Origin of the sequence: Wenzhouxiangella sp. AB-CW3, assembly GCF_014725735.1 — a bacterium.
GTDB lineage: Bacteria > Pseudomonadota > Gammaproteobacteria > Xanthomonadales > Wenzhouxiangellaceae > Wenzhouxiangella.
Window position 1 is genome coordinate 1,475,085 of record NZ_CP061368.1, and the last position, 13,782, is coordinate 1,488,866.

At 63.0% G+C, this 13,782-nt stretch carries 8 protein-coding genes and 1 tRNA gene; all 9 read left to right on the plus strand.

Features of this window, described 5'->3' with window-relative positions; all coding sequences use genetic code 11:
• Nucleotides 1-31: 31 nt before the first annotated feature.
• The 9 genes from IC757_RS06380 (at nucleotide 32) to IC757_RS06420 (ending at nucleotide 13,666) form a co-directional block, all read left to right on the plus strand.
• Complete coding sequence (locus IC757_RS06380; RefSeq protein ID WP_223846285.1) at nucleotides 32-2,242, plus strand: M3 family metallopeptidase; 2,211 nt, start codon at nucleotides 32-34, stop codon at nucleotides 2,240-2,242.
• Nucleotides 2,243-3,154: 912 nt separating this feature from the next.
• Entirely contained in the window at nucleotides 3,155-3,364 is a 210-nt protein-coding gene (locus IC757_RS06385) for a type II toxin-antitoxin system VapB family antitoxin (protein WP_190976519.1), read from the plus strand.
• Nucleotides 3,361-3,777 (plus strand): PIN domain nuclease, encoded by a 417-nt coding sequence (locus IC757_RS06390; protein ID WP_190976520.1) that lies wholly within the window; start codon nucleotides 3,361-3,363, stop codon nucleotides 3,775-3,777. Before IC757_RS06385 ends, IC757_RS06390 begins: the two co-directional genes overlap by 4 nt.
• An 807-nt stretch (nucleotides 3,778-4,584) precedes the next feature.
• On the plus strand, nucleotides 4,585-5,295 hold the full coding sequence (locus IC757_RS06395; protein ID WP_190976521.1) for a methyltransferase family protein: 711 nt from the start codon (nucleotides 4,585-4,587) through the stop codon (nucleotides 5,293-5,295).
• A 549-nt stretch (nucleotides 5,296-5,844) separates the two neighbouring features.
• On the plus strand, nucleotides 5,845-8,043 hold the full coding sequence (locus IC757_RS06400; RefSeq protein ID WP_190976522.1) for a glycosyl transferase family protein: 2,199 nt from the start codon (nucleotides 5,845-5,847) through the stop codon (nucleotides 8,041-8,043).
• On the plus strand, nucleotides 8,040-11,120 hold the full coding sequence (locus tag IC757_RS06405; RefSeq protein ID WP_190976523.1) for an NfrA family protein: 3,081 nt from the start codon (nucleotides 8,040-8,042) through the stop codon (nucleotides 11,118-11,120). Before IC757_RS06400 ends, IC757_RS06405 begins: the two co-directional genes overlap by 4 nt.
• Nucleotides 11,114-11,983: a DUF4434 domain-containing protein gene (locus IC757_RS06410; protein WP_190976524.1), complete on the plus strand. Its 870-nt coding sequence runs from the start codon at nucleotides 11,114-11,116 to the stop codon at nucleotides 11,981-11,983. Before IC757_RS06405 ends, IC757_RS06410 begins: the two co-directional genes overlap by 7 nt.
• Nucleotides 11,984-12,023: 40 nt before the next feature.
• Nucleotides 12,024-13,190, plus strand: a complete 1,167-nt coding sequence (gene wecB / locus IC757_RS06415; protein ID WP_190976525.1) for a non-hydrolyzing UDP-N-acetylglucosamine 2-epimerase — start codon at nucleotides 12,024-12,026, stop codon at nucleotides 13,188-13,190.
• Nucleotides 13,191-13,581: 391 nt separating this feature from the next.
• Nucleotides 13,582-13,666 (plus strand) — tRNA-Leu (locus IC757_RS06420).
• Nucleotides 13,667-13,782: the final 116 nt, after the last annotated feature.

Genomic DNA, 13,782 nt, shown 5'->3' on the forward strand with positions numbered 1-13,782 from the left:
GTTTGTCCCACCCAGTCGAAGAGGAATGACCGTGAGAGTCACACTGATTGCCTGCCTGATGATCACGGCGGCGCTGCTGGTTTCCGCCTGCAGCGAACCGCCCGAACCGCCGGAGCCGCCGGCTGAACCCACCCCGCCGGCCGAACCGGCCGAAGCCGTGGATGAAGCCCCGGAGACCGAGGAAGACACCAACCCGCTGCTCGTCGAGAGTGACCTGCCCTACGGCATGCCGCCGTTTGACCAGATCGAGGACGAGCACTTCCGCGAAGCGCTGGAAGTCGGCATGGCCGAGCATGCCGAAGAGATTGAAGCCATTGCCGGCAACCCCGAACCGCCGACCTTCCAGAACACCATCGTGGCCATGGAAGCTGCCGGCCAGGTGCTTGGTTATGTCGGTCGCGTGTTTTCCAACCTCGCCGGCGCCAACACCAGCGATACGCTTCAGGACATTCAGCGTGAAATGGCCCCGAAGATGTCGGCCCACCAGGATGCCATCAACCTCAATCCCGATCTGTTCGCCCGTATCGAAACGCTCTACGAACAGCGCGACGAGCTGGACCTGGATGCCGAATCGCTTAGGCTGCTCGAGGAGTATTACATCCGCTTCGTGCGCGCCGGCGCGCAACTGAGCGAAGAAGAGAAAGACACCCTGCGCGAGATCAACAGCGAGCTGGCCGAACTGGGCACCGAGTTCAGCCAGAAAGTGCTGGCCGAGGTCAACGATTCGGCTGTGGTGTTCGACAATCGCGAAGCCCTGGCCGGCCTGAGCGACTCGGCCATCGACCGTGCCGCCTCGGAGGCCGCCGACCGCGATCTGGAAGAAGGTCACTACGTCATCACCCTGCTCAACACCTCCGGTCAGCCGCCACTGGCCGACCTCGACAATCGCGAGTCACGCCAGCGCGTTCACGAAGCCTCGCTCAACCGGGGTTCGCGCGGTAACGAGCACGACACCCGCGATATCGTCAGGCGAGTGGTCGAGCTGCGTGCCCGTCGTGCTGAAATGCTGGGCTACGACACCCATGCCGACTACATCCTCGAGCGTCAGACCGCCGGGTCGGTCGAGACCGTCAACGACATGCATCGCCAGGTCGTACCGATTGCATTCGAAGCGGCCCGGGCCGAAGGCGCCGACATCCAGGAGATCATCAACGAGACCGAAGAAGAGCCATTCGAACTGGCCTCCTGGGACTGGTCGTACTATGCCGAGAAAGTACGGCAGCGCCGCTACGACTTCGACGAATCACAGATCCGTCCCTATTTCGAGCTCGATAACGTGCTCAAAGACGGCGTGTTCTACTCGGCCGAGAAGCTGTTCGGCATTACCTTTGAAGAGCGTACCGACCTGCCGACCTACCACCCCGACGTACGAGTATGGGAAGCCTTTGAAGAAGACGGTACCGGCATCGGCCTGATGCTCACCGATCTGTACTCGCGCTCCAACAAGCGCGGCGGCGCCTGGATGAATTCCTACCGCATTCATTCCGGCCTGCTGGGTGGCCACTCGGTCACCGGCAACCACCTCAACATTCCCAAGCCGCCGGAAGGCGAGCCCACGCTGATGACCTGGGACGAAGTCACCACCCTGTTCCACGAATTCGGTCACGTCATCCACGGCCTGTTCTCCGACGTCGAATACCCGACCTTCGCCGCCACCTCGGTGCCGCGCGATTTCGTCGAGTATCCCTCGCAGGTCTACGAAATGTGGGCCGCATGGCCGGAAGTGCTGGCCAACTACGCGCGCCACTACGAAACCGGCGAGCAGATCCCGCAGGACCTGCTCGACCGCGTACTGGCCGCCGAAACCTTCAACCAGGGTTTCCGCACCGCCGAATACATCTCCGCCTCGGTCATCGACCAGGAATGGCACCAGCTGACAGCTGACGAAGTACCGCCGCTCGATGAAGTCATGGACTTCGAAGCCCAGGTACTGGCCGACTGGGAGATGGACTACACACCGGTGCCGCCGCGCTATCGCACGCCGTACTTCTCGCACATCATGGGCGGCTATTCAGCCGGCTACTACTCCTACATCTGGAGCGAGATTCTCGACGCCGACAGCGTGCTGTGGATCAAGGAAAATGGCGGACTCGACCGCGAAACCGGCCAGCACCTGCGCGACACCATCCTGTCGCAGGGCGGCAGCAAAGACGCCATGGAGCTCTACCAGGACTTCGCCGGCCGCCTGCCCACCATCGAGCCCGTACTCGAACGCCGCGGCCTGATCGACGACGAAGGCTGAGGCCAGATTGGATCCCCCGGAATCGCCCCTGGCGATTCCGGGGATATCCCGGCCATGCAAGGCCGGGCTACTCCCACCGTCATCCCGCCCTCCACCGTCATCCCGCCCTCCACCGTCGTCCCGACCAACCCCACCGTCGTCCCGCTCCCCCACCGTCGTCCCGCTCCCCCACCGTCGTCCCGCTCCCCACCGTCGTCCCGCTCCCCCACCGTCATCCCGCTCCCCACCGTCATCCCGACCCTCCACCGTCATCCCGCCCTCCACCGTCATCCCGCCCTCCACCGTCGTCCCGACCAACCCCACCGTCGTCCCGCTCCCCACCGTCGTCCCGCTCCCCACCGTCATCCCGACCCTCCACCGTCATCCCGCCCTCCACCGTCGTCCCGACCAATCCCACCGTCGTCCCGCTCCCCACCGTCGTCCCGCTCCCCCACCGTCATCCCGACCCTCCACCGTCATCCCGCCCTCCACCGTCGTCCCGACCAACCCCACCGTCGTCCCGCTCCCCCACCGTCATCCCGACCCTCCACCGTCATCCCGCCCTCCACCGTCGTCCCGACCAACCCCACCGTCGTCCCGCTCCCCACCGTCGTCCCGCTCCCCCACCGTCATCCCGCTCCCCCACCGTCATCCCGACCCTCCACCGTCATCCCGCCCTCCACCGTCATCCCGCCCTCCACCGTCGTCCCGACCAACCCCACCGTCGTCCCGCTCCCCCACCGTCGTCCCGCTCCCCCAACGTCGTCCCGGAAAATGCGCAGCATTTATCCGGGACCTCCCACGCACCAAATCTGCACGGCCACCCCCAGAACCCCGTCGTCCCGAAGAATACGTGGCACCCATCCAGAACCCCCAACTTCACCATGGTGTACACTGGCACACATCCAATGTGTATAGAGTGGTGTATGTCGCATGCGAACCAACATAGAACTGGATGACGAACTGCTCCAGGCCGCATTCCGCTATGCGGGAGTGAAAACCAAACGCGAACTGGTCGATCTCGCTCTGCGTGAATTCGTTGAGCAGCATCGCCGCAAGGATCTGAGAGAGCTCCGCGGGCAGGGCGGCATAAGTGCCGACTATGACCACCGCGCCTTGCGCGAGCGTGACCGCTCCTCGTGATCCTGGTCGATACCTCCGTTTGGATCGACTATCTGCGTGGTCAGGATACCGCCGCCACGCGGTTGCTCGAGAGCCTCCTTGGCGATGACCTGCCAGTAGCAATCACTGGCGTCATTTATCAGGAGATTCTTCAGGGGGCAGACTCGCCAGAGAGTTTTCAGCGTCTGACCGAGTACTTCGGCACCCAACGATTTCTGCATCCTCAAGATCCTGTCCTGAGTCACAATCGTGCCGCCGATCTCTACCTGCAGTGCCGACGAGCTGGCCTCACGATCCGCAGCACCATAGACTGCCTGATTGCGCAGATCGCCATCGAGCACAATGCCCGTTTGCTGCAAGACGACCGGGATTTCCTGCATTTGCAACGCGTCATCCCCGACCTGCAGTTGATGGTGCCCGGGCAGGTTAGATAGCGTTTCAACCTTCGTGCCGGGGGCTCGCGCGGTGGGTCTCTGCTCTGAGCCGTGCCAATCGGCTCGGTGCGAGGCCCCGGCTCTCCACGCGCTTAACGGCATTCCGGAAGTCCTTCTTTCGCCTGACGGCGAAAACCAGACTTCTTCCATTGCCTGCGCTTCGCTCCGGCCGGGGCGACGGAATAGTTGTCGTCCCGGCTGCCCCCAGCGTCGTCCCGGCTGCCCTCACCGTCGTCCCGGCTGCCCCATCGCCGTCCCGCCTGCCCCATCGTCGTCCCGGCTGCCCCATCGTCGTCCCGGTTGCCCCATCGTCGTCCCGGTTGCCCCATCGCCGTCCCGCCTGCCCCATCGTCGTCCCGGCTGCCCCATCGTCGTCCCGGTTGCCCCATCGTCGTCCCGGTTGCCCCATCGTCGTCCCGGCTGCCCCATCGTCGTCCCGGAAAATGCGCAGCATTTATCCGGGACCTCCCACGCATCGCATCTGCACGGACAGCTCCACAACCCCCCCATCGTCGTCCCGGAAAATGCGCAGCATTTATCCGGGACCTCCCACGCATCGCATCTGCACGGACAGCTCCACACCCCCCCCCCATCGTCGTCCCGGAAAATGCGCAGCATTTATCCGGGACCTCCCACGCATCGCATCTGCACGGACAGCTCCACAACCACCCCCATCGTCGTCCCGGAAAATGCGTAGCATTTATCCGGGACCTCCCACGCACCAGATCTGCACTGCCACCGCCCAAAACCCCCGGCCATGCAAGGCCGGGCTACAATCGGGGTTTCTGCTACTGAAACCCGATCGCCATGCCAGTCCCCACATGGGCCGCCCGCCTTCGCCGACTGACGACCTGGCTGGTCGAAGACGCCCTTGGCGGCCCGCGTCCGTGGAAATTTGCCTGGGTCATCAACTTCCAGAAAGTCGGAACCTTCCCTTTTCTGGCCCTGCTGATGTGGCTCTACGGCAACACATCCACCGCCGTCTGGGTCTACCTGGCCCTGCATGGGAGCTACGGGATCGCCTGGCTGGTCAAGGATGTGGCTTTCCCCGATGCCGGCTGGCAGAAACGAATCACCGTCGCCGGAGGCATCAACGCATTTCTGGGCGTGCTGGGCTGGTACTGGGTATTCGGCTGGCTACTCATCGCCGGTCACGGCGGCGACTATCCACTGCCCGAAGGCGCCTGGTTCGCCCTGTGCATCACGCTGTGCCTGCTCGGCACAGTCATCATGGTGGCCGCCGACGCACAGAAGTACTTTACCCTGCGGCTAGAAAAAGGCCTGATCACCGACGGCCTGCATCGCCACATTCGCCATCCCAACTACCTTGGCGAAATGATGATCTACCTGAGCTTCGCCCTGATGGTCTGGCACTGGCTGCCATTCGTGGTGCTGGCCTGGGTCTGGGGCGGGGTGTTCGCCGTCAACATGATCCACAAGGAAGCGAGCATGGCGCGGCATGCCGAGTGGCCAGGGTATCGCTCTCGCACCTGGTGGGTGATTCCCGGCGTTTTCTGATGGCCATGGCGAGAAGCCGTGCCGGGGGCAGCGTGCGAGGCCCCGGCTCTCCACGCGCTTAACGGCATTCCGGAAGTCCTTCTTTCGCCTGACGGCGAAAACCAGACTTCTTCCATTGCCTGCGCTTCGCTCCGGCCGGGGCGACGGAATAGTTGTCGTCCCGGCTGCCCCCCACCGTCGTCCCGGCTGCCCCCCACCGTCGTCCCGGCTGCCCCCCACCGTCGTCCCGGCTGCCCCCCACCGTCGTCCCGGCTGCCCCCCCACCGTCGTCCCGGAAAATGCGCAGCATTTATCCGGGACCTCGCACGCACCAAATCTGCACGGCCACCGCTCACCGCCCCAGCCATGCAAGGCCCTGCCTCTCGCTGCGCATGCAGGAAATCGTTGACAATAATCACCCCCGCGCTATACTCGCGATAGTGTGACGTGGATCACATAAGGGGTCCTTGAACACAGCAAAGTGCCCGCCAAGCCAAGCGGTTTGGGCGGGGGCATGGCTGTGCGTGTTCAAGGGCATCGGTTTAACTGATTCCGGGCTGACCGAAACCGATGGATTGGGTTGATCTCACCGCCGTATATCTCTACGGACTCAAGTACGTCACCATCGTCACTGCCATACTCCTGGCATTCCTGAGTCTTGATGATCTGTTTGTCGATATCGTCTACTGGTGCCGCAGGTTCTGGCGCAATCTGACGATTTACCGGCAGCACCGGCGGGCCGGGCCGGATTCCTTACTGACCGCGAGGCAGCGGCCCTTGGTCATCATGGTGCCTGCCTGGCAGGAAAGTGAAGTTATTGCCAGGATGGTCGAGGCGGCGGGTCGTTCCATTGACTACGAGAACTATCACATCGTCGTCGGGACGTATCCCAATGACACCGAAACCCAGCAGGCCGTCGACCAGATTGCCGATCGGCACCCCACCGTCCACAAGGTGGTCTGTGCCCGACCGGGTCCGACCAGCAAGGCCGATTGTCTCAACAACATCGTCGTACGGGTGTTCGAGCTCGAAGAGCAATTGGGAGTCCAGTTCGAAGGCTTCATTCTGCATGATGCCGAGGATGTGATCCCATCGCTCGAACTCCGGGTCTTCAACGCCATGCTGGCCGGCAAGGACCTGATCCAGGTGCCGGTCTACCCATTGCCGCGGCCGTTGCACAAGTTTACCGGCGGTCACTATGTTGACGAGTTTGCCGAACAGCATGGCAAGGACGTCGTGATTCGTGAAGCCCTGGCAGGTCAGGTTCCCAGTGCAGGTGTGGGTACCTGTTTCAGCCGCAGGGCATTGTTGAGTCTGATGCGCGAACATGACTCGGTACCCTTTGATACCCAGTCTCTAACAGAAGACTACGACATTGCTGTCCGTCTGGCCCGTCGGGGCATGAAGGAAGTCTTTGTTCGCTTTCCCAGCGAGCGTCTGCCTGATGGACAGAGCCTGGATGCCACTGTGGTCGCCGTGCGGGAATACTTCCCGGAAAAATTCTCGGCGGCGGTACGGCAGAAGTCTCGCTGGGTCACAGGAATCGTGTTCCAGGGCGCCAGCAGCCTTCGCTGGGGCGGCTCGTTCTGGATGAACTACTTCCTCTGGCGCGATCGGCGCGGCCTGATAGCACACCCGGTGTCGTTTCTGGCGACTTTCATTCTGTTCAACGCGCTGGTGCTGCTGTTGTACGGTTGGTTGAGCGACGATCCTTATCGATTTCTCGGCATGTTTGCCGAAAGCCAGTTGCTGGTGACCCTGCTGTGGATCAACGGCTTCTTGCTGCTGAACCGACTACTGCAGCGAATCTACTTCGTCAGTGCGCAGTACGGCATTGTCCAGGGACTGATGTCGGCGCCCAGAATGTTGTGGAGCAACGTCATCAATTTTGCCGCAACCGGTCGGGCTGCCTGGCTGTATGCCAGGGCGACCCAGCGCAAGGGCATGGACTGGGACAAGACCGCGCATGAGTTTCCCGAGCTGGGCAAGACCGTACATATCGGCGCCCTTGGCGCCACTGCGGTGGCGGAGGGAATGCTGAGCGATGAAGCACTTGACCGCGCACTCACCGAACGTCGTCCGGAAGAACGGCTCGGTGAAACCCTGCTGCGGCTGGAACTGATCTCGCCCCGGCAGCTCTGTGCGTTGCTGGCCGCCCAGGCCGGTGTGCCGTGCCGGGATTTCGATCCGCGCAACATCAGCCGCGCGCAGCTTGAACTGATGGACCTCAACCTGGCGCGCAAGTACGGTGTGTTTCCGCTTCAGAAGGAGCCGGACGGGGCGCTGCTGTTGGCTAGAGAAACGGCATTGCTGCCGGTGCAGCAGCGTGCGTTGACGCGCCGGCTGGGCCGGGACGTGCGCTATGTGATCACGCCCCAGGGAACGGTCACGACCGCGCTTCGTCTGCACTGTTCAGGGCGGCCCATGGAAAACCCGATCAAGCTACTCGAAGCGGCTGTCGAATCCGAACAGATCAATGCCCGTCAGGCCGAAACATTGTGGATGCGCTACATTCATCGGCAGGTACTGCTGGGTGACCTGTTGATGGGCAACCACGTCATGAGTTCCAGCGCCTTGTATCAGGCCCTTTTGGGTTACGAAGAAAGTGATCTGCCCCTCGGTCAGTACCTGGTCGAGCATGGTTATCTGAGTCAGTCTGCACTGGAGTCCACTCTCGAGTTGCAGCAGAAATTCCAGCCCACCATGCGGCAGTTGCTGGAGGAGTCCGGCATCGATCCGGAATCACTCGAGAAGGAGGTGGTGTCATGAAGCGGCTGGTGCACCACCCGGTGTGGGCATTGTGGCTGATCGCAACTGCGCTCATTGCCCTGACTCCTTGCGGAATGGCCGAAAACGGCCCGCAGGATGCGGCACCCGTGTCCATGCTCGCGGACTTGAGCGAGCTGGATCGTCACCGTGTTTTTCCTCATGTGGAGCGAGCCCAGCGGTCGATGGAACAAGGTGATCTGGCCAGCGCCATCGTGCACTGGGAAGCAGCACTTCGCCGCGCGCCGCAACATGAGCCCCTGATCGAAGCCATGGTGCAGACCCTGATCATGGCGGGTCGCTACGAGCAGGTGGAGTCAAGACTGGAGGCGCTGCCGCGGTCCGAGCGCAAGGATGAGCTTCGTCATCGTGCCAGGCTGGCCTGGCTGGCCGATCCGGACGACCCGCCGGCCATCGAGACCGTTTCCGGATGGTTGACCGAAGCCACGCCCACGCGTGCCCGCGAGCTGGTTCAGGCACTGGGATTTGCCACCGAGGCGCGGGAAGGAACCCGCGCCGCGCTGGCGCAGCTTGATCAGGTGCCTTGTCCTTCCAGCGGTTGTGCCGCAGCGCTGCGGCTGCGTTCGATCATGGCGGAGTCCGCCAACCAGCCAGATCGGGTGATCGCCTCGCTGACGCGGCTGGCGAACCACGAGGCCTGGTTGCCGCAGGACCGGGAGCGGGCCGTGGCCGCCTGGATCGAGCTTGGCGAATGGCAGGCCCTCGCAGCACATCTTCTCGACGAGCGTTCTGCCGCTGACCTTGAACTGCTGCGCACCAGCGCCCAGGCGGCCATCGGTCGCGGTCACTGGCATGTGGCTCAAAATGTTCTCGAGGCCGTCGCCGCCCATCATGTGCTGACACCAGGAGAGATGCAGCAACTGTCACAGGTCTATCGTGAACTGGGTGATCTGGAACGCGCCGCCAAACTGGCCTATCGGCAGGGAGAGTGCTTGCAGGCCGTCGATCTGGCCTGGCAGGCGGGTCAGTCCGAACAGGCCATGAAGTGGTTCAACGGCTGCCCCACGGCGCCGGCCGACTACTGGCTGAACCTGGCCGTTCGTCTGGAGGCGGTTGAGCTGCTGGCCCAACAATCCTTCGATGAGCAGGTGCTGGAAGAGCAGCGTTTGACCACCCTGGCAGTCATACTGGAACAGCGTGGCGATGACGAGCGGCTGATTGAGTCCCTGCGCGGCCAGCCCGGCCCTGTAGCACAGGCCTACCTGCTCGCGGCACTGGAGCGTCAACAGCGCTATCTCGATGCCGCCCGCCTGCACGAGCAGCGCTTTGACAGGTCGGCCGACATTGACGACCTGGAACGCGCTTCCTACTTTTACATTCTGGCCGGCGAGAACGACGAGGCCGCACGGCTGCTCATTGCGGCCATGCCACATGGCGATGATCCGGCCGGACAGCGTCTCAGCCTGCGGTTGCTGGGTCTCTACCCGCAGGAAACGCTCGACCCCCAGGCGCGCCACCCGGTCACTCTGGCATCGACGGCAGCGGCCCCGGAGCTGCGAGTCGCGGCAGCCCAGACGCTGCAGCGCATCGGTCGTTGCGACGAAGTGCGTGGACTGGAACTGCCAACCGGTGGAGAAGAGCAGGGGGCGTTGCACATGCTGCTCGGGTTCTGCCTTCAGGCGGCTGCCTCGCCGGGTTTGGCCGCGCATCACTTCGAGGCCGCCCATCGAGCCAGTGTTGACCTGGCGCTGGAGCCGCTGGCGATCTCTCTGGCAGAAGCCGGGCACCGGCATGCCGCGCTTGAACGCTTCGAAGAGCTGGACGAGCAGCAAATCATGGCCGATCCGTTGCGGGTCATGTGGGTGGAGGCGGCTCTTTCCATTGGCGACTATTCCGCGGCCAGCCATCAGTTCGAGCGGCTCGATCCAGCCACCGACGATGAACAGTGGTGGTCCATGCAGGCCCGCATTGCCCAGGGCATGGGCGAGTTCGAAACCGCGCTGTCACACTGGCAGACACTGCATCAACGCTGGCCCCAGGCAGAGGCCAGCTTTCAGATCGGGGTCATCCAGTGGGGACTGGGTGAGCGCGAGCAAGCGGTGGAGGCTCTGGCAGAAGCCGTTGAACGGGCGCCCGACCAGGTCGAGTACCTGGCCGAATATGCCTATGCATTGGAGCCGCTGGACCGCGAGCGCGCCGTCCAGGTGTTTCAGCGTGTTGCCGAGATGGAGCCCTGGCGATTCCGGATTCACGAGCAGATCGGTCATCTCGAAGCCGAGCAATACCACGATGAAGAGGCCCGCGAATCGTTTCGCCATGCCATCGACCTGCTGCATTCGGATCTGCCACCGCCGGGCCTGGATCGGGAAGAGACCATCGAGCGTTCCTATCTTGCCCGTCGCAGTCATGAGTCACTGGGGCGAAAATGGAATGTATCGGCAGGCGGCTGGATTGCCACCGGCAGTGTCCCCGGCGAGTTTTTCTTCGAAGCCGACCCGCCCAGACACTATGCCGATGTCACGCTCAGCCGCCGCCTGACGCCCCGGAGCGGCCTGGGCAGTGTCCACGCCCGCGGCCGGCTGATCGGGCAGGGGCCTTCCGACGACGTTCTGGCCAATCGGGCCGCCACATTGGGTTTGCTCTGGCAGGTGCCGGTGGGCATCACGGTGCTGGGCGTCGACTGGCTGGAGCCCGAATCCGGACATGGTCAGTTTCTGGTCCATGGCGCCACCGAGCTGCTGAGCACGGGGCGATATCGCCGTGACTGGCGCCCGGTCAGCGACTCCTGGCGCGAGCAGCGTCTCTACGTCGAAGGCGCCTGGTGGACGCGCAGCGACGATTACCTGGTCTCGGCACGATACGATTACGCATGGCATCGCCCCCTGCGCGACGATACCTCGGCAAGCTGGTTCCCGTATGTTCTGGCCGAATCACGCCTGGTGCGCGGCGGGCACGATCTGCGCGCCGGTGCAGGCCTGGGTCTTCGTCTGTGGGGTGGAGCTCGAGAGTACGACGCCTACCGGCGGCTGCATAGTATCCGGCTGGAATTCCAGCATGCATTCGAAACCAATATTGCCGATCGCAACGGTCTGTTCCTGCGCGTGGGGAGTGAATGGTGAAGCACCTTCTTCTGATTCTTTCGCTCATGGCCATACCCATGACCGCGCTGTCGGGCGCTGACGACCGGCTGGTGTTCTACCAGCCTCAACTCGATGACCAGCAACTGGACCGGGAACAATGGCAATCCATCCTGGGGGCGCTTGATGACGCCGGCTACAGCGGCGTGGTGTTCCAGTGGACCCGCTACAACGAAGAGCACTTCGGTGGCGTGGAGGGCTGGCTCGGTCAGCGTGTCGAAGATGCAGTGGAAGCCGGGCTGGAAATCTGGGTGGGCCTGCATTGGGAAGACCGCTGGTTTGCCAGCCTGGAGCGAGACAGTCAATCCTGGGGCGATGAGCTCAATGAGTTGTTGCTGGGCAGCCTGGCACAGGCTCGCACATGGCAGGACCACCCGCGGTACGAAGCGTTTGCCGGCTGGTATCTGCCGCTGGAGCTGCCTGATCGGGGACTGGCCGAAACAGGCCGGCAGACCATTTTGTCCGGCCAGCTTGGCCGCCTGTTGCAGGCGCTGGATTCACCGCTGGCCGTGAGCAGCTATTTCACGGGGCGCCAGCAACCCCGGCAGTACGCCGAATGGCTGCACGGGCTTAACGATCTGCCCGGACTGCGCGTCTGGGTGCAGGACGGGGCAGGGGTCGGACAACTGACCGGCCGGGAACGTCGCCACTATCTCGATGAGCTCGATTGCGACATCGGCATCATTCACGAAGCCTTCGAGCAACTCAGCGCGCCCGATGCAGAATTCGAAGCCCGACCGAGACCACTGAGCGAGAATCAGTTTGATGGCTGTCATCCATCGCTGGTTTTCTCACTGCGCTACCTGCCGGCCGGAGAGCTGCTGTTGCAGCACGGCCAGCCCTGAACCTGATTGCAGCCTGACAACACAATAAAGACCTTCAAGTATGTCCCAGCCCCTCAAAGTCCTTTCCATCTTCGGCACGCGGCCAGAGGCCATCAAGATGGCGCCACTGATCCAAACGCTGGCCTCGGACCCGGCCATCGACTCGCGGCTGTGCGTCACCGGCCAGCACCGGGAAATGCTCTACCAGGTCCTGGACCTTTTCAATATCCGTCCCGACCATGACCTCAATATCATGCGCAGCCAGCAGGATCTGACGGATATCACCGCCAGCATACTGACCGGCCTGCGCGATGTCCTCGCCGAAGTGCAGCCTGACCGGGTGCTGGTGCACGGAGACACCACCAGCACACTGGCCGGCAGTCTCGCAGCCTACTATGCCCGGATTCCGGTCGGGCATGTCGAGGCCGGGCTACGTACCGGCAATATCTACTCTCCCTGGCCCGAAGAGGTCAATCGTAAGCTCACCGCCGGAATCGCCGACCTGCACTTTGCCCCCACCCAGCTTGCCGCGGAGGCATTGCGGGCCGAGGGCATCCGCGACAACGATACGGTCATCACCGGCAATACCGTTATTGATGCACTGCTGGAAGTGGCAGAGCGGATCCGTCACGACCAGACACTCCGGCAGGATCTGGCCTCCAGGTTTCCCTTCATCAACCCGGCGCGACGCCTGATACTGGTGACCGGGCATCGCCGGGAAAGCTTTGGGCAGGGGCTGCGGCGGACTTGTCAGGCGTTGGTCGCCCTGGCCGAACGCGATGACGTGCAGGTGGTCTATCCCGTACACCTCAACCCGAATGTACAGCAGCCGGTACGCGAGCTGCTATCCAGCCGGCCCAATATCCATCTGATCGAACCGCAGGACTACCTGCCTTTCGTTTACCTGATGATGCAGTCCTACCTCATCATCACCGACTCCGGCGGTGTTCAGGAAGAAGGCCCGTCCCTGGGCAAGCCCGTACTGGTTACTCGTGACACCACCGAACGTCCCGAAGCGCTGGAAGCCGGCACCGTCGAACTGATCGGCAGGGAAACCGAAGACATCATCCGGTCAGCCACACGCCTGCTTGACGACCAATGCGCCTACCGGCGTATGAGCCGGGCACACAACCCCTACGGCGACGGCAAAGCCTGCCCCCGCATCATCGAAGCCATCCTCAAAAGACACCGGACACCAGCTTCGGCAAGACAAGGCCAGACGGTATAACCCCACTCCTCGCCCACTCCCACCGTCGTCCCCCCGAACCGTCGTCCCGGAAAATGCGCAGCATTTATCCGGGACCTCGCACGCATCAAATCGGCACGGCCAGCCCCAGAACCCCGGCCATGCAAGGCCGGGCTACACCCACCTTCCCGGCGATTCCGGTTGATTTACCCTCGTAGACCGGGGTTGCATCTCCGGCGCACCCCAGCAGCCATATCAATGTCACAGCAACACCCGATAATCGCCTGATAGAATACGCCCGCGGCGGGTGCCGCGGAGTAGCGGCAGCGACTGTCGGAAGGGGTATCTCTGTGCCATACTTGAACCCGGTGTTTTTCACGCGGGACGTATCGGGCCGGAGCCGTACAGTCAGAGCCTGAAGCACTCCGAACGTGCCGAGGTGGCGGAATTGGTAGACGCGCCTGGTTTAGGTCCAGGTGGGGCAACCCGTGGAGGTTCGAGTCCTCTCCTCGGCACCAAAATCCCTGCAAAATCAGGGCCTTTGGGAGCCACCCAAGGGCGGTAGCGTGTCTTGAAGGGCAGGATCGAGGTTCTAGGGTCGAGGTTCCGGGGTAAAGAGCGGGTTCGAGGGGCC

Coding starts and splice junctions, on each gene's coding strand:
- IC757_RS06385 (WP_190976519.1), top strand. CDS start 3,155: ATGCGAACCAACATAGAACTGGATGACGAACTGCTCCAGGCCGCATTC.
- IC757_RS06395 (WP_190976521.1), top strand. CDS start 4,585: ATGCCAGTCCCCACATGGGCCGCCCGCCTTCGCCGACTGACGACCTGG.
- IC757_RS06400 (WP_190976522.1), top strand. CDS start 5,845: ATGGATTGGGTTGATCTCACCGCCGTATATCTCTACGGACTCAAGTAC.
- IC757_RS06405 (WP_190976523.1), top strand. CDS start 8,040: ATGAAGCGGCTGGTGCACCACCCGGTGTGGGCATTGTGGCTGATCGCA.
- IC757_RS06410 (WP_190976524.1), top strand. CDS start 11,114: ATGGTGAAGCACCTTCTTCTGATTCTTTCGCTCATGGCCATACCCATG.
- wecB (WP_190976525.1), top strand. CDS start 12,024: ATGTCCCAGCCCCTCAAAGTCCTTTCCATCTTCGGCACGCGGCCAGAG.